At 72.1% G+C, this 18,494-nt stretch carries 15 protein-coding genes and 1 pseudogene; 7 read left to right on the forward strand and 9 right to left on the reverse strand.

The features are described 5' to 3' along the window. Positions 1–100: 100 nt before the first annotated feature. Positions 101–970 carry a dihydropteroate synthase gene (gene folP, locus ACN27J_RS15545; protein ID WP_421372263.1) on the forward strand — a complete coding sequence of 290 codons (870 nt, stop codon included), beginning with the start codon at positions 101–103 and terminating at the stop codon, positions 968–970. A 40-nt stretch (positions 971–1,010) separates the two neighbouring features. Here the strand turns inward: folP and ACN27J_RS15550 are convergent, their stop codons facing one another. Next, a complete protein-coding gene (locus ACN27J_RS15550; protein WP_421367018.1) occupies positions 1,011–1,388 on the reverse strand; it encodes an NADH-quinone oxidoreductase subunit A in 378 nt (125 codons plus the stop codon). Positions 1,389–1,692: 304 nt separating this feature from the next. Here ACN27J_RS15550 and ACN27J_RS15555 point away from each other — a divergent pair, with 304 nt between their 5' ends. Both ACN27J_RS15555 and ACN27J_RS15560 read left to right on the forward strand, forming a co-directional pair. Further along, a complete protein-coding gene (locus tag ACN27J_RS15555; protein ID WP_421367021.1) occupies positions 1,693–3,540 on the forward strand; it encodes a 2-oxoacid:acceptor oxidoreductase subunit alpha in 1,848 nt (615 codons plus the stop codon). Then, positions 3,533–4,597 (forward strand): 2-oxoacid:ferredoxin oxidoreductase subunit beta, encoded by a 1,065-nt coding sequence (locus ACN27J_RS15560; RefSeq protein WP_421367024.1) that lies wholly within the window; start codon positions 3,533–3,535, stop codon positions 4,595–4,597. Before ACN27J_RS15555 ends, ACN27J_RS15560 begins: the two co-directional genes overlap by 8 nt. Positions 4,598–4,669: 72 nt before the next feature. On the opposite strand, the gene ACN27J_RS15565 is transcribed toward ACN27J_RS15560, so the two are convergent. Then, positions 4,670–5,689, reverse strand: a complete 1,020-nt coding sequence (locus tag ACN27J_RS15565; RefSeq protein WP_281553074.1) for a potassium channel family protein — start codon at positions 5,687–5,689, stop codon at positions 4,670–4,672. 337 nt (positions 5,690–6,026) lie between these two features. On the opposite strand from ACN27J_RS15565, the gene ACN27J_RS15570 reads away from it, so the two are divergent. Beyond that, a complete protein-coding gene (locus ACN27J_RS15570) occupies positions 6,027–6,185 on the forward strand; it encodes a hypothetical protein (protein WP_421367028.1) in 159 nt (52 codons plus the stop codon). A gap of 232 nt (positions 6,186–6,417) precedes the next feature. Continuing rightward, the gene (locus ACN27J_RS15575) at positions 6,418–6,948 is read left to right on the forward strand and encodes a phospholipase (protein ID WP_421367031.1); all 531 of its coding nucleotides are present in this window, start codon (positions 6,418–6,420) and stop codon (positions 6,946–6,948) included. A gap of 61 nt (positions 6,949–7,009) precedes the next feature. On the opposite strand, the gene ACN27J_RS15580 is transcribed toward ACN27J_RS15575, so the two are convergent. Then, positions 7,010–9,793, reverse strand: a complete 2,784-nt coding sequence (locus tag ACN27J_RS15580; RefSeq protein WP_421367034.1) for an ATP-binding protein — start codon at positions 9,791–9,793, stop codon at positions 7,010–7,012. A 92-nt stretch (positions 9,794–9,885) separates the two neighbouring features. After that, positions 9,886–10,122: an FmdB family zinc ribbon protein gene (locus ACN27J_RS15585; RefSeq protein ID WP_421367037.1), complete on the reverse strand. Its 237-nt coding sequence runs from the start codon at positions 10,120–10,122 to the stop codon at positions 9,886–9,888. Positions 10,123–10,230: 108 nt separating this feature from the next. Here ACN27J_RS15585 and ACN27J_RS15590 point away from each other — a divergent pair, with 108 nt between their 5' ends. After that, positions 10,231–11,481 (forward strand): lytic murein transglycosylase, encoded by a 1,251-nt coding sequence (locus ACN27J_RS15590; protein WP_421367040.1) that lies wholly within the window; start codon positions 10,231–10,233, stop codon positions 11,479–11,481. Positions 11,482–11,554: 73 nt separating this feature from the next. Then, a complete protein-coding gene (locus tag ACN27J_RS15595) occupies positions 11,555–12,574 on the forward strand; it encodes a GNAT family N-acetyltransferase (protein ID WP_421372265.1) in 1,020 nt (339 codons plus the stop codon). 64 nt (positions 12,575–12,638) lie between these two features. On the opposite strand, the gene hemB is transcribed toward ACN27J_RS15595, so the two are convergent. The 5 genes and pseudogenes from hemB to ACN27J_RS15620 all read right to left on the reverse strand — a co-directional run bounded on the left by hemB (position 12,639) and on the right by ACN27J_RS15620 (position 18,355). Next, the gene (gene hemB / locus ACN27J_RS15600; RefSeq protein WP_421367043.1) at positions 12,639–13,610 is read right to left on the reverse strand and encodes a porphobilinogen synthase; all 972 of its coding nucleotides are present in this window, start codon (positions 13,608–13,610) and stop codon (positions 12,639–12,641) included. A gap of 9 nt (positions 13,611–13,619) precedes the next feature. Beyond that, positions 13,620–15,200, reverse strand: coding sequence for a uroporphyrinogen-III synthase (locus tag ACN27J_RS15605; protein WP_278171625.1), 1,581 nt, complete (start codon positions 15,198–15,200; stop codon positions 13,620–13,622). Positions 15,201–15,264: 64 nt separating this feature from the next. Further along, a pseudogene (gene hemC / locus ACN27J_RS15610) lies at positions 15,265–16,227 on the reverse strand (hydroxymethylbilane synthase); the annotation flags it as partial. Next, entirely contained in the window at positions 16,224–17,543 is a 1,320-nt protein-coding gene (locus tag ACN27J_RS15615) for a glutamyl-tRNA reductase (protein ID WP_421367047.1), read from the reverse strand. The pseudogene hemC and the gene ACN27J_RS15615, both read right to left, overlap by 4 nt. Then, positions 17,540–18,355, reverse strand: coding sequence for a redox-sensing transcriptional repressor Rex (locus tag ACN27J_RS15620; protein WP_421367050.1), 816 nt, complete (start codon positions 18,353–18,355; stop codon positions 17,540–17,542). The genes ACN27J_RS15615 and ACN27J_RS15620 overlap by 4 nt, the downstream gene beginning before the upstream one ends. Positions 18,356–18,494: the final 139 nt, after the last annotated feature.

Here is an 18,494-nt window from a genome sequence, read left to right on the forward strand (position 1 = left end):
GCTCTCCCGCTCCGGTGACCGCCGCTCCCGGCGACCGCCGGCGGTCGGCGTACCGCAGCCGGTTAGCCTCCTGGCAGGCGGGACGGGATCGGAGGCACGGATGGGGCGTACGCTGCGGCTCGGCCGACGGTCCCTGGCACCCGGGGACCTCGCGGTGATGGCGATCGTCAACCGTACGCCCGATTCGTTCTTCGACCGCGGCGCGACCTTCGCCGCGGACGCCGCGCTGCACGCGGTCGCCGCCGCCGTCGACGTCGGCGCGGACATCGTCGACATCGGCGGGGTGAAGGCCGGCCCCGGGACCGCCGTCGACGTGGCCGAGGAGATCGACCGTACGGTCGGTACGATCGCGGCGGTCCGGGCTGCCTTCCCGGACCTGGTCATCTCGATCGACACCTGGCGGGCCGAGGTGGCCAGGGAGGCGGTCGCGGCCGGCGCCGACCTGCTCAACGACACCTGGGCCGGTGCGGACCCCCGGCTCGCCGAGGTCGCGGCGGCCACCGGGGCAGGGCTGATCTGCTCGCACACCGGTGGGACCACGCCGCGCACCCGACCGCACCGGGCCGCGTTCGACGACGTGGTGGCCGACGTGGTGGGTACCGTGACCGGCCTCGCCGAGCGCGCGGTCGGTCTCGGGGTACGACCGGACGGCATCCTGATCGACCCGGCGCACGATTTCGGCAAGAACACCCGGCACTCGCTGGAGGTCACCCGGCGGCTCGCCGAACTGGTCGACACCGGCTGGCCGGTCCTGGTCGCCCTCTCGAACAAGGATTTCATCGGCGAGACCCTGGATCTGCCGGTCGACCAGCGGCTGGAGGGCACCCTGGCGGCGACGGCGGTCTCCGCCTGGTTGGGTGCCCGGGTGTTCCGGGCGCACCAGGTGGCGGCGACCCGGCGAGCGCTGGACATGGTGGCGTCGATCCGGGGCGACCGACCACCGGCGGTGTCCCGCCGGGCGTTGGCCTGAACGGGTTCGGGTTCGGGTACAGGTACAGGTCAGGTCGCGGTCAGGTCCAGCGGAGCACGTTCTTGCGCCAGGCGTAGAGGATGCCCAGCGCCAGGACGGCCACGAAGACGCCCATCTCAGCGACGGTGACCAGGCCGAACCCCGGCCGGTCGAAGATCACCGCCCAGGGGAAGAGGAAGACCGCCTCCACCGCGAAGAGCACGTACAGGAACGCGTACACGTAGTAGCGAATCTGTGCCTGGGCCCAGTCGCCGCCCACCGGGTCGAGGCCGCACTCGTAGCTGGCCCGTTTGCCGACCGGGTCGGCCGGCTGCCCCGGCCGCAGCAACCGGTTGGCGCCGTAGCCGACTGTGAAGAAGGCGACGCCGACCAGCAGCAACAGCCCCAACGTCGCGTACGAGCCGAGGTAGCCCTGCATGTCCGACAGCGTACCGTCCGGTCGTCCGGGCCGGCCCCGGCCAACCGGCGGAGACCGGCGTCACCGCCCCGTGACCGTAGGGTGATTCCAGTCCCACCGGGCGGACCCGAGCCGGGTATCCGACCCGATCCGACGTAGGCTTTCCTCAGAGTGTCACCATGGTTAGGACGCCCTTACCGGGACACCCATCGTGGCACCGGGCAACGGCAGCGCCACGGCCGGCAACAGCCGCAGGACCGCCGGCAACCGCCCCAGCACGGCCGGCGATCCACGCCGCCGGCAGGAAACGAGGAGGTCAGCTCACGTGACCAAGCAGGTCCGTCAACTGGATCGGGTGGTCATCCGTTTCGCTGGCGACTCCGGTGACGGCATGCAGCTGACCGGCGACCGGTTCACCTCGGAGACCGCGCAGCTCGGCAACGACATCTCCACGTTGCCGAACTTCCCGGCCGAGATCCGGGCCCCCGCCGGCACCCTGCCCGGGGTGTCCAGCTTCCAGGTGCACTTCGCCGACTACGACATCCTCACCCCCGGTGACTCGCCGAACGTCCTGGTCGCCATGAACCCGGCGGCGCTGAAGGCGAACCTCGGCGACCTGCCGCGCGGCGCGGACATCATCGTCAACACCGACGAGTTCACCCGGCGCAACCTCGCCAAGGTCGGATACGCCACCAGCCCGCTGGAGGACGGCTCGCTCGACGGGTACGCCGTACACCCGGTGGCGCTGACCTCGATGACCATCGGCGCGCTCGCCGAGTTGTCCGTTTCGAAGAAGGACGCCGAGCGGGCGAAGAACATGTTCGCGCTGGGTCTGCTCTCGTGGATGTACTCCCGGCCGTACGAGTCCACCATCCGGTTCCTGGAGCGCAAGTTCGCCAAGCGTCCGGACCTGGTGGCGGCGAACATCGCCGCGTTCAAGGCCGGCTGGAACTTCGGCGAGACCACCGAGGACTTCTCGGTACGCTACGAGGTCAACCCGGCCCGGATGCGCCCGGGCACGTACCGCAACATCACCGGCAACGCGGCGCTGTCGCTGGGGCTGGTGGCCGCCGGGGTCCGGGCCAAGCTGCCGATCTTCCTCGGCGCCTACCCGATCACACCGGCCTCGGACATCCTGCACGAGTTGAGCAAGCACAAGCGGTTCGGTGTGGTCACCATGCAGGCCGAGGACGAGATCGCCGCGGTCGGTGCGGCGCTCGGCGCGGCGTACGGCGGCGCCCTCGGCATCACCACCACCTCCGGGCCCGGCGTGGCGCTCAAGGGCGAGACCATCTCGCTCGCCGTCGCGTTGGAGCTGCCGCTGGTGATCGTCGACGTGCAGCGGGCCGGGCCGTCCACCGGCATGCCGACCAAGACCGAGCAGGCCGACCTGAACATGGCGCTGTTCGGCCGGCACGGCGAGGCACCGGTCGCGGTGATCGCGCCGCGCTCGCCGTCGGACTGCTTCCACGCCGCCATCGAGGCGGCCCGGATCGCACTCACCTACCGCACCCCGGTGCTGCTGCTGTCCGACAACTACGTGGCCAACGGTTCCGAGCCGTGGCTGCTGCCCGAGGTCGAATCCCTGCCCGACCTGCGGGTCGAGTTCGCCACCGAGGCCAACGACGACGACGGCAAGACCTTCCTGCCGTACCTGCGTGACCCGCAGACGCTGGCCCGGCCGTGGGCGATCCCCGGCACCCCCGGCCTGGAGCACCGCATCGGCGGTCTGGAGAAGGCCGACCGCACCGGCGACATCTCCTACGACCCGGCGAACCACGACTTCATGGTGCGGACCAGGCAGGCCCGGATCGACGCGATCCCGGTGCCGGACGTCGACGTGGAGGATCCGGACGGCGACGCCCGGACGCTGGTGCTTGGCTGGGGGTCGACGTACGGGCCGATCGGTGCCGCTTGCCGGGCGTTGCGCCAGCGTGGCCTGTCGGTCGCCCAGGCGCATCTGCGGCACCTGGCACCGCTGCCAGCCAACCTCGGCGAGGTGCTGCGCAGCTACGACCGGGTGGTGATTCCGGAGATGAACCTCGGTCAACTGGCCCACGTGATCCGGGCCCGTTACCTGGTCGACGCGATCGGTTACAACCAGGTCCGTGGCCTGCCGTTCACCGCCACGGAGCTGGAAACCATGCTGGAAGAGGTCGTGAAGAATGTCTGAGCCCGCCCGCAACGGACGCCCCGGCGGTACGCCGGTGGCGGTCAAGCTCACCGCCAAGGACTTCAAGTCCGACCAGGAGGTGCGCTGGTGCCCCGGGTGCGGTGACTACGCGATCCTCGCCGCGGTGCAGTCATTCATGCCGGAGCTGAACATGCCCCGGGAGCGGATCGTCTTCGTCTCCGGCATCGGCTGCTCGTCGCGCTTCCCGTACTACATGAACACGTACGGTATGCACTCCATCCACGGCCGGGCGCCGGCGATCGCCACCGGCCTGTCGGTGTCCCGCCCGGACCTGTCGGTCTGGGTGGTGACCGGGGACGGTGACGCGCTGTCGATCGGCGGCAACCACCTGATCCACGCGCTGCGCCGCAACGTCAACCTCAAGATCCTGCTGTTCAACAACCGGATCTACGGGCTGACCAAGGGGCAGTACTCGCCGACCTCCGAGCTGGGCAAGATCACCAAGTCGACGCCGGTCGGCTCGGCCGACTCGCCGTTCAACCCGCTGTCGCTGGCCCTCGGCGCCGAGGCGACGTTCGTCGCCCGGACCATCGACTCCGACCGTAAGCATCTGCAGTCGGTGCTGCGTGCCGCCGCCGAGCATCAGGGTTCGGCGTTCGTGGAGATCTACCAGAACTGCAACATCTTCAACGACGGCGCGTTCGAGCAGTTGAAGGAGCCGGCGACCCGGGACGACTACCTAATCCGGCTGGAGCACGGTCAGCCGATCACGTTCGGGGCCGACGGGCAGTTCTGCGTGGTCCACCCGCCCGGCGGCTTCGGGCTGGAGGTCCGCGAGACCGCGTCGGTGCCGGCCGAGGACATCGTGGTGCACGACGCCACGATCGCCGAGCCCGCCTACGCGTTCGCGCTGTCCCGGCTGCCCGCCGCCGATCTGCGCAACACGCCCATCGGGGTGTTCCGCAGCGTGTCGCGCCCCAGCTACGACAGCCTGATCCAGACCCAGGTCGAGCAGGCCCGGGCGGCGGCCGAGGGCACCCCGGAGGAGCAGTTGGCCGGGCTGCTGCGCAGCGGCGACACCTGGTCGATCAACTGACTGACCGGTTGCCGGACCGACCTGGTCGGTCCGGCAACCGACTGCCCGGCCGACCACCGGCCGTTCGGGGCGTCAGCCGATCGACGGCGTGCTGGCCGAGGTCCGGTCGTCGCGGACGTAGACCAGCAGGTCACCTGTCTCGATCTTGACGCTGTCCGGGTCGGCGAGCGACACCACCCGACCGCGCCGGATCAGCGCGATCACCAGGTTGGCCAACTGTCGCGGTGAGGTGCCCACCTCGTCGCGGTTCGCCGAACGCATCGCCAGCGCCATCCCCTGTCCCGGGGTGAGCAGATCCTCGACCACGTCGATCAGCGGCGGTGCCGAGGTGGACAGGCCGAGTAGCCGGCCCGCGGTGGCGGACGAGACGATGACATGGTGCGCGCCGCTCTGCCGCAGCAGCGGCGCGTTCTCCGCTTCCCGGGCGGCGGCGATGATCCGTACCTTCCCGGCGGTCAACTGCCGGACGGTCAGCGTGACCAGGACCGAGGCGTCGTCGCTGTCGGTCGCGATGATCACCGCCTTGGCGTGCTTGACGTGCGCCTCGTTGAGCACCGAGGACCGGGTGGCCGATCCTTCGATGGCCACCAGCCCGGCGGAGGTCGCCTGCCGCAGGGCGATCCCGCTGCTCTCCACGACGACGATGTGCTGCTTGTCGAAGCCGTTCTCCAGCAGCGCGGAGACGGCGCTACGGCCCTTGGTGCCGTAGCCGCAGATGATCACGTGGTCCTTCACGTTCTTTCTCCACCGGGTCAGTCGAAGGTTCGTCCGGTACTGCTCGGTGAGCACCTCCAGGGTGGTGCCGACCAGGATGATCAGGAAGACCACCCGGGCGGGCGTGATGATCAGGACGTTGACCAGCCGCGCCGTCTCGGTGACCGGAGCGATGTCGCCGTACCCGGTGGTGGAGAGGCTGACCACCGCGTAGTAGAAGCTGTCGAGCAGCGAGACGCCGTCGCCGTTGGCGTCCCGGTAGCCGTCGCGGTCGGCGTACACCACGGCCACCACGCCGAGCACCAGGCCGACCGCCGCCGACAGTCGCAGGCTCAGCGCCCGCAACGGCCCTTGCCGTACGGCGGGAAAGTGAATCACCGCCGGCCCGCCTCCGCCTTCATGTCCCCGTACACGCCCACAACATAGCTGTTCCGTGCCGCCTGATCTTGATCGCCTGGACAACACCTTGTGCCAGGTGCGTCCGGGACGGAGGAGGTCGTATCCCGCCGCCTCAAATCTTGCTTAGAGACATTGCATCGGGACGCAGTGTTGTCGATGCTCACCCGGCGAGCCATCCATCCGCCAGTTTTCGGAGCAGTCTGTGCACCCACCACGACCGAACGCCATTCCCATGATCGCCCCGGGGACGGTATTACGACTCAGCAAGGACGACTGGCGGTACGGCGGACACAATCTCATCCTTCAGGTGGAGCAGATGCGACCCGATCTGTCGGTCTATTACGACAATCAGTGGGTGTGGATCGTCGGACGTTCCCTCGGAACGGATGGCGGCGGGCTCGGCCGAGTGGTCGCCCTGGTCCGGGTCGCCGCGCTGCCCGGTGCGACCCGAGCCGACGCCACCGACGTCGGCTGACCACAGACCGGCCGGGCAACCGGGAACCAGGCGACAGGGAGGGCCGAACAGCCGAGACGGCCGGGCGATGTGACCGGTCCGGCCGACTCGTCTGTTTACACACTGGTCGACAAACAATCAGGCCAACTAAAGATCGACTCTAGCTGATGCCATGAGACTGTGGACACGCTTGTGACCCGCCGGTAACAAGCGCGCCGACGCCACCCACGGACCGTCCACCGGAGGTATCGCGATGTCCCGACGCCTGACCACCCTGCTCACCGCCGCACTGCTCGGCCTCACCGCCGCCCTCGGCTCGGCCGGCCCGGCCGCCGCCGCGCCCGCCGACAAGCCTGCGGTGCTGTCCAGCTGGACCCAGACCAGCGCGAGCAGCTACAGCGCCTGGAACTCGGCCCGGCTCAACCAGGGAGCCTGGGCCGCCTACCAGTTCGACTGGTCGACCGACTACTGCTCGTCCAGCCCGGACAACCCGCTCGGCTTCGACTTCCGGCTCTCCTGCCACCGGCACGACTTCGGCTACCGCAACTACAAGGCGATCGGCCAGTTCTCCGCCAACAAGGCACGGGTGGACAGCGCCTTCTACGAGGACCTCAAGCGGGCGTGTGCCCGCTACAGCAGTTTCGTCCGGCCGGCCTGCCTGAGCCTCGCCTGGACGTACTACCAGGCGGTGCGCATTTTCGGCGCGCCGGTCGTGAACGCCGCCGACCTGGAGCGGGCCCGGCAACTGCAGGCCGCCGGGCCGCGGCTGGCCGGCACCGACTGACCGGCGCCGCCCCGCGCCGCACCGGCCGGCCCGCCCTCCCCAGGGCCGGGCCGGCCGCCGGTCACCACGGCCGGGCCGGCCGCCGGTCACCACGGCCGCCGAGCGGGTCGGCGTCACCGACCGCGCCGGCCGACTCGTCGGCGAACCACCGGGCGACGGTCGTCAGGTCCGGATGCTCAACGGCGAGCGCCAACGCCGCCGCCTCGACCAGACTCATCCGGCTACCCTGCGCGTACCCGGCGTCGAACGCCCTGTCGCCGATCGCCGACCGTACCTTGGCCTGCTCCTGGGCCCAGTAGCCGCCGAACATGCCGGCCGTGCTGCGCAGCGCCGAGCGGGTCGCCTGAGCGGCACCGAACAGGCGGGCAGCGGTCGACGGGTCACCGCCCAGCGCGCACCGGACCGCCATCGCGTTCAGCGTGTCGCAGGCCCGCCGGTGGAACCCGTACCGCATCCGGGACCGTAGCGCCACCACCAGGTGGTCGTGCGCGGCGACCAGGTCCCGGCGGCCCAACGCCACCAGCCCGAGCAGCATGTCCACGGTCCGCCGGCCGCGTTCCGCCGGCCGGGCGGCCTCTGCCGGCCGGGCGGTGGCCAGCACCTCGGCGGCCTCGTCCAACGCCCCCCGCCGGCAGAGCAGCTCGGCCAGGCTGTACACGGCGAACAGCGCGTCGCCGACCGCGCCGTTCGCCGCCGCCCAGTCGATCACCCGCCGGCACACCTGCTCGGCCTCGACGAACTGCCCGAGATCGATGAGCGAGGCGCCCCGACCGGCCAGTACCCGGGCCAGCAGGCCCGCGTCGCCGGCCTGCCGGGCGGCGGCCTCCGCCCGGTGCGAAAACCGCATCTCCTCGCCGAACTCGCCGTCCGCGCCCGCGTGCTGCGAATGCATGTGGTACGCGGCCGCCAGCTCCGCCTCGGGAATCGCCTCGCCGGTCTCGGCGATCCGCCCGTACAGCCGGAACAGCCACAGCCGGCCTTCCCGGGCCAGGCCGCGTTCGCGCCACCACTGGTCGAGCCCGCTGGCGAGCTGCAGGCCACGCCGGGCACTGCCACCGGTGGTGCTCCACCGCAGCGCGGCCCGCAGCTCGTCAGCCAACGGATCGAGGGTGTACAGCGAAAGGGTGACCGGCTTGCCGTCCGGGCCCAGGTAGGCACGCTGCAACGCGTGCAGGGCCCAGGCCACGTGGCGGTCCCGGGCAGCCTGCTCCTCACCCGCTTCGACCAGCCGCCGGGCCGCGTACGCCCGGATCGGATCGAGCATCCGGTAGCTGGTGCCGCCGGCCGCCGGCTCGGCCTGGATCATCGACTTGTCGACCAGCACCGCCAACGGCCCCAGCGGATCGTCCTCGAGCAGCCACTCCACGGTGGCCAGATCGATCGGTCCGGCGAAGACCGACATCCAGCGCAGCAGGCGGGCCGCCCGGGGGGCCAGCGTCCGGTAGGACCAGGTGACCGTCGCCTGTAGCGTGCCGTGCCGCCGCCCGGCAGGGCGCTGCGCGTCGACCGGCTCCTCCTGCCCCGCGTCCAGCACCCCCAGGACATCGTCGAGGCGGTCCACGAGCTGCCCGACGGAGAGCACCCGCAGCCGGGCGGCGGCGAGCTCGATCGCCAGCGGCAACCCGTCCAGCCGGGCCGCCACCCGATGCAGCTGGGCGGTCTCGGTCGGACCCGGCGGGTGACCGCCACGGGCCGCCGCCGTGCGGTCCAGCAACAGCGCCACGGCGTCGCTGGGGCCGCCGGCCGGCCCCGGTTCGGCCGACATCGGCGGTATCCGCCACACCACCTCGCCGGGCACCCCCAGCGGCTCCCTGCTGGTCGTCAGCACCCGGACCTGCCGGCCACCGCCGAGCAGCCGGGCGATCACCTCGGCACACGCCGCCGGCTGGGCGTCGCAGGTGTCGAGCACCAGCAGCAGCCGGCGGGCGGCCGCATACTCGACGACGGTGTCCAGGATCGGCCGGCCCGGCTCCGGCCGCAGGCCGAACACCGCGGCGACGGCGAACGCGACCAGGCCGGGATCGGTCACCGTCGCAACATCGACGAACCACACCCCGTCCGGGTGGCCGGCCCTGGCCGGGTCCACTGCCGGTGGTTCCGCAGCGTCACCGCCGCTGGCGTCGACCGCGACCTCGATCGCCAGCCGGGTCTTGCCGGCACCGCCGGCACCCACCACGGTGACCAGCCGGTGTTCGGCGACCAGCTGGCGCAGCTCCTGGCGTTCGGTCCGGCGACCGACAAAGGAGCTGATCTGATTGGGCAGATTGTGGCTGGCCGAGTCGGCCGTACGCGGTCTGGGGAACTGGCGCTCCAGCCCGGCGGCGATCAACTGGAACAGCCGCTCCCGGTCGTCGAACCCGCGCAGCCGGTGCAGGCCGAGATCGAGCAGCGAGACGCCGACCGGCAACGGGTCGGCGGCCTGGGCGGTCGCAGCGGAACAGAGGACCTGGCCACCGTGCGCCGCCGCCGCGATCCGCGCCGCGCGGTGCACCTCCGGACTGGCGTACTCACCCCCGACCGGCTCGGCGTGCCCGGTGTGCAGCCCCATCCGCACCCGGGGTGCGACATCCGGGGTCGGCCACTCGTGCGCGGCCAGCGCCCGCTGCGCGCGCCGGCAGGCGTCCAGTGCGGCGGACGCGTCGGCGAACGCCACGAAGAACGAATCCCCTTCGGTGAACAACTCCGTGCCGTCGCTGGCCGACAAGGTGCGCCGTACCAACCGTCGGTGTTCGCTGAGCACCGGGCGGTAGTCGCGGCCGAGCAGTCGGGCCAGCCTCGTCGATCCTTCGATGTCGGTGAACATGAAGGTGACCAGTCCGCTCGGCAGTGCGATCGGTGCCGACACCCGTGGAACCTCCGCCCCGCTGGGAAGTCGCGTTCATGCTGCCGCAGTCAGGCAACCCAGCTCATCGCGAACCGGTCAGCGCTGTGGGTCAACTAGCATCCGCACCCGCCACCGCAGCAGCCGCCACCGCCGCCGGCCGGGGCTGGCGGCATGACCGGCAGTCCACCGGAGGTCCCGGCACCACGGTTGGTGATCGCGACGGTGGACAGCAGTTTGACCGTGTCGGAATGTCCCTGCGGGCAGGACGCCGGATCGCCGGCCTGGGTCATCGGACGGTTGACCTCGAAGGTGTCGCCGCACGCGCGACAGCGGAACTCGTACCGGGGCATGTGGATAGGGTACGGCGGGAACTGACGCTTCCGGCCGGATGGGTGATACTCGACGGCATGGTCGAGGACGGGTCGGGCACGCCAGCACCACATCGGTTGCGTCCGGCGGTGCCGACGCCTGCCCGGCCGCCGCGGCAGGAAAGCATCCCGGACCCGGACCCGGTACCGTCGACCGACGCCGCGTCGACCGGCGATATCGGACCAGGCAGCGACACCGGACCGACCAGCGAACCCCGACCGCCCGGTGACACCGGACCCACCGCAGGGGGCGGCGACGACACCCGGCCGACCGCCGGCAGCGAATCCGCCGACAGCGGCACCCAGCCGACCGGGGTTTCCGCAGACGAGCAGGCGCGACCGGCGACCGATCCGCCTGGGCCAGCACCGGCACCGACATTGGCACCGGCCACCACGCTTGCCGTGGTCGGCCGGCACCGGCGAGAGGACGCGCCGTTCGGCACCCGGATCGGCTGGCTGCACCCGGCGCGGCTGCGACCGGTCCGGCGCGGCCTGCGCCGGGCGGCCCGAGCGGCCGGCGCGTGGAGTCGCCGGCCGGCCGGGCGGCTGGCCCTGCCTGGGCTGCTCCTGCTCGCTCTGGTCGCCGGCAGCGGTGCCGCCGGTGCGGTGCTGGTCCCAGCGGCCGCTGGCGACCGGCAACCGGCCGCCTCGCCCACGGCGCTCGGCACCACCGCCGTACCGCAGTTGCCTGAGACCACGGACCCCGACCTGCTCGAGCCACCGGCGGATCCCCTGCTTGACGGCGGGCTGAACCCGGGTGCCCCGACCCGGCCGGCCACGGTCCTCGCCGCCTGGGCAACCCGCACGGCCAGCCGGGTCGACATACCGGTGGTGGCGATGGAGGCGTACGGTTACGCCGAGTTGGTGTTGGCCACCACCACGCCGGACTGCCGGCTGTCGTGGACCACGCTGGCCGCGATCGGCATGATCGAGTCGACCCACGGCCGGGCGAACGGGTCACGGTTGGACGCCGACGGCCGCGCCGTACCGCCGATCACCGGGCTGCCGTTGGACGGTGCCGGCGGACGTCAGCGGATCACCGACACCGACGACGGCGCGTTGGACAACGACCCGGTGTACGACCGGGCGGTCGGCCCGATGCAGTTCATCCCGACCACATGGGCGGAATTCGCGGTGGACGCGGACAACGACGGTGTCATCGATCCGCAGGATATCGATGACGCCAGCCTCGCCGCCGCTAACTACTTGTGCCGGAACGGACGCGATCTGTCCACACCTTCTGATTGGTGGAGTGCGATCCTGTCGTACAACAACGTGCAGCCGTACGCCCAGGCAGTCTTCGACACCGCCAACGACTACGGCGTACGTAGCCGTACTTAGTGCAATCAGATAGCCACAATTTCCGGCCCGGCCACTTTCGCAACCGGCGACTTGGCGGCAAGCTAGACGCGTGATGGTACGCGAGTGGGACCCCCGAACCGCGTCGTCCGCCGAGATCTCATCTCTGCTGGACTGTCTCAACCGGGTATTCGAGGCTGACCTGCCAGGCGATCCGAACTGGCGGCCAGACTTCCTGCGGGAATACCTGACCGAAACGATGCCCGGGGTCCGACGGATCTGCTGGCTGGCCGAGGAGGCCGCCGACGACGGCCGGCCAGGGCCGGTCAACGGGCACGTCAACGTGTTGCTCCTCGGCGACATCGGGGTGCTCGAGATCCTGGTCCGGCCCGACGCCCGGCGCAACGGCCTGGGCCGGGAGCTGCTGGCGCTCGCCGTACGCCGCGCCTACCACGAGGGGTTCAGCTCGGTCGGTGTCGAGGTCATCGGGGGCACCTGCGCCGTCGATTTCTACGAGTCACTGGGGTTCGCCCGCCAGTTCCGGGAAATCCGCAGCGTGCTCCGGTTGCCGGCGGTCGACTGGACCGCCATCGAGAAGACGGCGCAGGACCCGGTCCCCGGGTACCAGATCGAGTTCCATCCGGGCGGGCCGCCGGATGCTCTGGTCGATGCGTACGCCCGGACCAAGGCCGAGCAGAGCGTACCGGAGGACGGCGACCTGGATCTGCGGCCCAGCTCCTACGACCCGGACCGGCTCCGGGACAGCCTCGACTGCCTGCGTCGCCGCGGCATGAAGCCGTACATCGTGCTGGCCCGGCACCTGGCCAGCGGTGCGGTGGCCGGGCTGACCGAGGTGGTGGTGCCAGCGCAGCACCCGACCCGGGCCGACCAGTACGACACCATCGTCGCCCAGGCCCACCTGGGGCACGGCATCGACCGGGCGATCAAGGCCCGGATGCTGCTGGAGCTGCGTACCGTCGAGCCGAGACTGGCCGAGGTGCAGACCTGGAACGCCGAGGGCGACGAGGATCTGATCGCAATCAATGCCGAGCTCGGCTACCAGCCCGACCGGGACTGGTGGGACTACGGAGCCGACATCCCGACCCTGATGCACCGGCTCGGCGTGCGCAGCTGAACGACCCGGGTCGGCGGGCTGCGGCCGATCGACCCGGGTCGGCGGCTGGCTCCGGCGGCCCCGGTCAGAGGGTGTGCGCGACCTCCGTCGCCCAGTAGGTGAGGATGATCTGAGCGCCGGCCCGCCGGATCGACGTCAACGTCTCCAGGATCACCCGGTCCCGGTCGATCCAGCCGTTCGCGGCAGCCGCCTCGACCATCGCGTACTCGCCGGAGACCTGGTAGGCGGCGACCGGGACGTGCACCCGCTGGCGGACCGCCGCGATCACGTCCAGGTACGGCAGCGCCGGCTTGACCATCACCAGGTCGGCACCTTCGGCGACGTCCAGCTCGACCTCGCGCAGCGACTCCCGCAGATTCGCCGGATCCTGCTGGTAGGTCCGCCGGTCGCCGACCAGTGCCGACTCCACCGCGTCGCGGAACGGCCCGTAGAACGCCGAGGCGTACTTCGCTGCGTACGCGAGCAGTGCGGTGTCGGTGTACCCGGCCGCGTCCAACGCCCGGCGTACCACCCCGACCTGGCCGTCCATCATCCCGGACGGGCCGAGCATGTCCGCGCCGGCTTCGGCCTGCGCGACGGCGAGCTGCGCGTACGCGGCTAGCGTCGCGTCGTTGTCCACCGTTCCATCGGCGGCGAGCAGGCCACAGTGCCCGTGCGAGGTGAACTCGTCGAGGCAGAGGTCGCTCATCACCACGGTGGCGTCACCGACCTCGGCGACCACGTCCCGGATGGCGACGTTCAGCACCCCGGCCGGGTCGACACCGGCGGAACCGGTCGCGTCCCGGCGCTGCGGCACGCCGAACAGCATGATCCCGCCGACCCCGGCCGCCACCGCCTCGGCGGCGGCCTTGCGCAACGAGTCCCGGCTGTGCTGGACCACACCGGGCAGCGACGGGATCGGTCGCGGCCCGGTGAGCCCTTCCTTGACGAACATCGGCAGCACCAGCTCGGCCGGGGACAGCCGGGTCTCCTCTACCAGCCGCCGCACGGCGGCGGTGCGGCGCAGCCGGCGTGGCCGGCTCTGCGGATACGTCATCGCGCCGGCTCAGCGGAACCGCAGCGCCGTCGGACCCTGCACCTTGGACCCGCGCCGCTGCTTGGCCGGCATCGCCACCAGCTTCTCCCGCAGCTCGACCGCGTAGCCGGCCAGCGCCTCGACCAGCTCCGGCACCGACGCGTGCGCCGGCTGCACGTCCACCCGCAGGCCGAACTCGGTGGCGGTCTCGGCGGTCTTCGGGCCGATCACCGCGACCACCGTCCGGGCGTGCGGCTTGCCGGCGATACCGACCAGGTTGCGCACGGTGGACGAGGAGGTGAACAGCACCGCGTCGAAGCCGCCGGACTTGATCGCGTCGCGGATCTCGGCCGGCGGCGGTGCGGCCCGCACCGTCCGGTACGCGGTGACGTCGTCGACCTCCCAGCCGCGCTCGGTCAGCCCCGCGGCGAGGGTCTCGGTGGCGATGTCCGCCCGGGGCAGCAGCACCCGGCCCACCGGGTCGAGGATCTCGTCGTGCGGCGAGAACTCGGCCAGCAGCCCTTCGGAGGACTGCTCACCGGCCGGCACCAGCTCAGGCTGGATCCCGAAGGCGCGGACCGCGTCCGCGGTCGCCTCCCCGATGCAGGCGATCTTGACCCCGCCGAAGTGCCGGGCGTCCAGCCCGTGCTCGGCGAACTTCTCCCACACCGCCCGTACGGCGTTGACCGAGGTGAAGACGACCCAGGCGTACCGGCCGTCGACCAGGCCCTTGACCGCCCGCTCCATCTGCGCCGGGGTACGCGGCGGCTCCACCGCGATGGTCGGCACCTCGCACGGGATGGCGCCGTAGGCGCGCAGCTGGGCGCTCATCACGCCGGCCTGCTCCTTGGTCCGCGGCACGAGCACCTTCCAGCCGTACAGTGGCCGGTTCTCCCACCAGCTCAGCTTGTCCCGCTCGGCGACCCCGGCACCGAGGGTGAGCACCACCCGGCCGGTGAAGCCGAGCGCGGCGGCGACGAAGCTGTCCACCGTCGAGGTGGTGGTGTACTGGGTCTCGCCGGTCCCGTCCCCGGTCACCGCGACCGAGGTGGCACCGTCGACGCCGGCGGCGAGCAGTCCGTCGCGGACTGCGGCGAGCTCCCCGGCGTCCACCGCCAGGGCGAGCGAGCCCCGGCCGACCGCCGCAGCGAGCGCCTCGAAGTCGAGGCCGGCGGTGTCGTCGACATCGGCCACCGTACGGATGCCGGGCAGCGGGACCCCGGCGTAGCCGGCCACCCCTTCGGCCTGGCTGACCCCGGGCACCACCTCGAACGGCACCGCGGTACGCGCGACGGCCTGTACCTCGGTCACCACCGCGTGGTGACCGAACGGGTCGCCGCAGACCAGCCGGACCGCCGCCTGCCCGGACCGGGCAGCGGAGATCAGCACCTTGGCCACGTCACCTGGCGCGCCCTCGGCCGGGCTGAGCTGGGTGTCCGCCTTGGCGCTGGCGCGGACCGCAGCGAGCAGGGTCTCCGGGACGCCCCGGTCGTAGACGACCTGGTCCGCCTCGACCAGGGCGTCGTGCGCCCGGCGAGTCAGCAGGCCCGGGTCGCCGGGGCCGGCGCCCACGAACGCGATGTGGCCGGCGAGCTTACGGGTGCGGGTCATTTATGCTCCCCATGTTCTGGGTCGTCGCGCCGGACGGATTGGGCGCTGAAGGTCGCTGGGGTACCACGCCGTCGCCATCCGCGGCCCTGGACGGACCGCCGGGCGTGGTCCCCGGAAGGATCGTGTCGGCTCCGGCGTCGAGCAGCTCGGCGGCGAGTGCCGCGCCGATCTCGACGGCGGTGGCCGGGGGACCGGTGCGCGACAGTCTGATCTCCCGGAGTCCGTCCGGGCTGATCACCGCCCCGCGCAGGTAGATCTCGTCGCCGTCATCCCCCTCGGCGACTTCCGCGTACGCCGCGACCGGTGCGCTGCAGCCGGCCTCCAGCGTCGCGAGCAACGACCGTTCCGCGGCGACCGCGGCCCGGGTCGGTGCATGGTCGAGCATGCCGAGCAGCTCGACCAGGTCGGTGTCGTCGGCCCGGCATTCGACGGCCAGGGCGCCCTGGGCGGGCGCCGGCAGCATCAGCATCGGGTCGAGAGTCTCGGTGATCTCGGCGGTCCGGCCGAGCCGGGCCAGACCGGCCCGGGCCAGCACGATCGCGTCGAGATCGGGCTGCGGGCCGCGCACCCGGCCGATCCGGGTGTCCACGTTGCCCCGGATCGGGGTGACCACGAGCTGACGGCCGAGGGCGTTCAGCTGGGCGATCCGGCGCAGTGCCCCGGTGCCGACGGTGGCCCCCGGCGCGAGCTCGGCGAGCATCCGGCCGTCCCGGCTGATCAACGCGTCGCGCGGATCCTCCCGGGGCGGCACCGCCGCGACCAGCAGCTCCGCCTGACCGGCGGTGGGCAGGTCCTTGTACGAGTGGACCGCGAAGTCGATCTCCTTGGCCAGCAGCGCGTCGCGCAGCGCGGAGACGAACACGCCGACGCCGAGCGCGGCGACCGGCGCGGTGGACCGGTCCCCGGCGGTGACGATCTCCACCAGCTCGACGTCGCGGCCGGTGGCGGAGTGCAGCGCGGCGGCGACCCGACCGGACTGGGCGGTGGCCAGGGCGCTGCCCCGGGTGCCCAGGCGCAACACGCTCATCGGTCGACCTCCAGGTCCGGCACGTCGCCCGCGGTGGAGGTGCCCGGCACCTCCAGGTCGAACAGCTGGCGCAGCAGCGCGGCGTACTGGTCACCACCGGGCTCGGCGGCGAGCTGGCGCACCCGTACGGTCGGCGAGTGCAGCAGCCGCTGCACCACCCGGTGCACGGTGTGCGCGACCTCGGCGCGCTGGTCGTCGGTGAGGTCAGGCCGACGCTGCGCGAGCCGGCGCAGCTCGGCGCCGACCACGTCGTCGGCGCGGCCGCGTAGCGCGGCCACGGTGGGTGCCACGTCCGCGCCGCGCATCCAGCTGAGGAACGACTCCACCTCGGTGTCGACGATCCGGGTGACGGCCGCCGTGTCGGTCGCGGCGGGCGCGTCGGTGAGTGCGCCGGCCAGGCCGTCGATGTCGATCACCGCGACGCCGGGCAGCGCCGCGGCGGCCGGCTCCACGTCCCGGGGTACGGCGAGGTCGAGCAGGACCAGCGGGCCGGTCCGGTCGGCCGGGCGGGCGGCCAGCACCCCGGTGACGGCGTCGCGGGTGAGCACCGGCTCGGCCGAGGCGGTAGCGCTGATCACCAGGTCGACCTGGCTGAGCGCGGCCGGCAACTGGTCGTACGGCACCGCGGTGGCACCGTACGCACCGGCCAGCCGGACCGCCCGGTCGTCCCGGCGGTTGACCACCCGGATCGACTCGACCCCCAGCCGGGCCAGGGTGGCGACCGCCAGGGCGCCCATCGCGCCCGCGCCGAGGACCAGCACCGGCCGGCCGGGCAGCCCACCGGGCAGCAGTTCGCCGCCGACCCGCAGGGCCGCGCTGACCACGCTCTGGCCGGCCCGGTCGATCCCGGTCTCGGCGTGCGCCCGTTTGCCGACCCGCAGCGCCTGCTGCATGAGCTCGTGCAGCAGCCGGCCGGTGGCGTCGGCCTCGTTGGCGACGTGGTAGGCGTCGCGCAACTGGCCGAGGATCTGCGCCTCGCCGACCACCATCGAGTCGAGCCCGGCCGCCACCCGGAACGCGTGTTCGACGGCGGCCTGGCCGTAGTGCACGTACAGGTGGTCGGCCAGCTCGCCGGGGGCGCTGCCGACCCGGTCACCCAGCACGCCGCAGATGTCGGCGAGACCGCCGTGGAATCCGGTGACCGCCGCGTAAACCTCCACCCGGTTGCAGGTGGAGAGCACCACGGCGGCGTCGACGTACGGCTGGGCGAGCAGCCGGCGCAGCGTCTCGGGCACGTCGGTGGGGGCGACGGCCAACCGCTCCAGGGTGGCGACCGGCGTGGTCCGGTAGGACGCGCCGACGACGAGAAGGTTCATGAGCCGACCGCCTCCGCCGGGCCGGACGCGTCGAAGCTGGCACCGGACGCGTCGAAGGATGCCGCGGCGGCGGGCCCGCCGCCCAGCCCACCCGGCAGCGCCGTCAGCCCCGGCACGCCGTGGTCGTGACCGGAGGCCGACTTGCGGTGCTCGTGGAAGGAGAGGATCTGCAACTCGATCGCCAGGTCGACCTTGCGCACGTCGACTCCGGCGGGCACCACCAGTACGCACGGCGCGAAGTTGAGGATGCTGGTGACTCCGGCGGCCACCAACTGGTCGGCGACCTGCTGCGCGGCGGCGGCCGGGGTGGCGATCACCCCGATGGCGATCGACTCCTCGGCGGCCACCGCCGGCAGGTCGTCGATGTGCCGGACCACCAGTCCGTTGATCTGTTCACCGACCCGGTCGGTGTCGGCGTCGAAGAGCGCGGCGATGCGGAACCCCCGGCTGGCGAAGCCGGCGTAGCCGGCCAGCGCGTGGCCGAGGTTGCCGACCCCGACGAGCGCGACGGCCCGCCGATGGGTGAGCCCGAGCACGTACTCGATCTGCTCGATCAGCAACGCGATGTCGTAGCCCACGCCACGGGTACCGTACGAGCCGAGTTGGGACAGGTCCTTGCGCAGCTTGGCGGAGTTGACCCCGGCCGCGCTGGCCAGCCCTTCGCTGGAAACGGTCTCGTGACCGGCGTCGGCGAGAGTGTGCAGGGCACGGAGATACTCCGGGAGTCGCGCGACCGTCGCCTCAGGGAGGTCCGGCAGCGCCGGAACGGCGTCGACCCGGCCGGACGCGCCTGGCTGGCGGTGCTGACTCATGTGTCTCCGTGCGATGCGATCATTGACCCGCCGGCCCGGCCGGTCAGTCCGGTGCCCCTGTGGCAACCGCCGTCACCTGTTGTGCTATCAGGGCTCGTCAGGATTACAGCGTAGGCGCTTGTGAACGCGTGCACAAATC

The sequence above is a fragment of the Solwaraspora sp. WMMB762 genome (genome assembly GCF_049179115.1).
Taxonomy (GTDB): Bacteria; Actinomycetota; Actinomycetes; order Mycobacteriales; family Micromonosporaceae; genus Micromonospora_E.

Excerpts from the sequence above, each read along its gene's own strand:
- ACN27J_RS15615 (WP_421367047.1), bottom strand. The coding sequence starts at position 17,543 with ATGAACCTTCTCGTCGTCGGCGCGTCCTACCGGACCACGCCGGTCGCC.
- ACN27J_RS15595 (WP_421372265.1), top strand. The coding sequence starts at position 11,555 with ATGGTACGCGAGTGGGACCCCCGAACCGCGTCGTCCGCCGAGATCTCA.
- ACN27J_RS15560 (WP_421367024.1), top strand. The coding sequence starts at position 3,533 with ATGTCTGAGCCCGCCCGCAACGGACGCCCCGGCGGTACGCCGGTGGCG.
- ACN27J_RS15585 (WP_421367037.1), bottom strand. The coding sequence starts at position 10,122 with ATGCCCCGGTACGAGTTCCGCTGTCGCGCGTGCGGCGACACCTTCGAG.
- ACN27J_RS15620 (WP_421367050.1), bottom strand. The coding sequence starts at position 18,355 with ATGAGTCAGCACCGCCAGCCAGGCGCGTCCGGCCGGGTCGACGCCGTT.
- folP (WP_421372263.1), top strand. The coding sequence starts at position 101 with ATGGGGCGTACGCTGCGGCTCGGCCGACGGTCCCTGGCACCCGGGGAC.
- hemB (WP_421367043.1), bottom strand. The coding sequence starts at position 13,610 with ATGACGTATCCGCAGAGCCGGCCACGCCGGCTGCGCCGCACCGCCGCC.
- ACN27J_RS15570 (WP_421367028.1), top strand. The coding sequence starts at position 6,027 with ATGCGACCCGATCTGTCGGTCTATTACGACAATCAGTGGGTGTGGATC.
- ACN27J_RS15575 (WP_421367031.1), top strand. The coding sequence starts at position 6,418 with ATGTCCCGACGCCTGACCACCCTGCTCACCGCCGCACTGCTCGGCCTC.
- ACN27J_RS15605 (WP_278171625.1), bottom strand. The coding sequence starts at position 15,200 with ATGACCCGCACCCGTAAGCTCGCCGGCCACATCGCGTTCGTGGGCGCC.
- ACN27J_RS15550 (WP_421367018.1), bottom strand. The coding sequence starts at position 1,388 with ATGCAGGGCTACCTCGGCTCGTACGCGACGTTGGGGCTGTTGCTGCTG.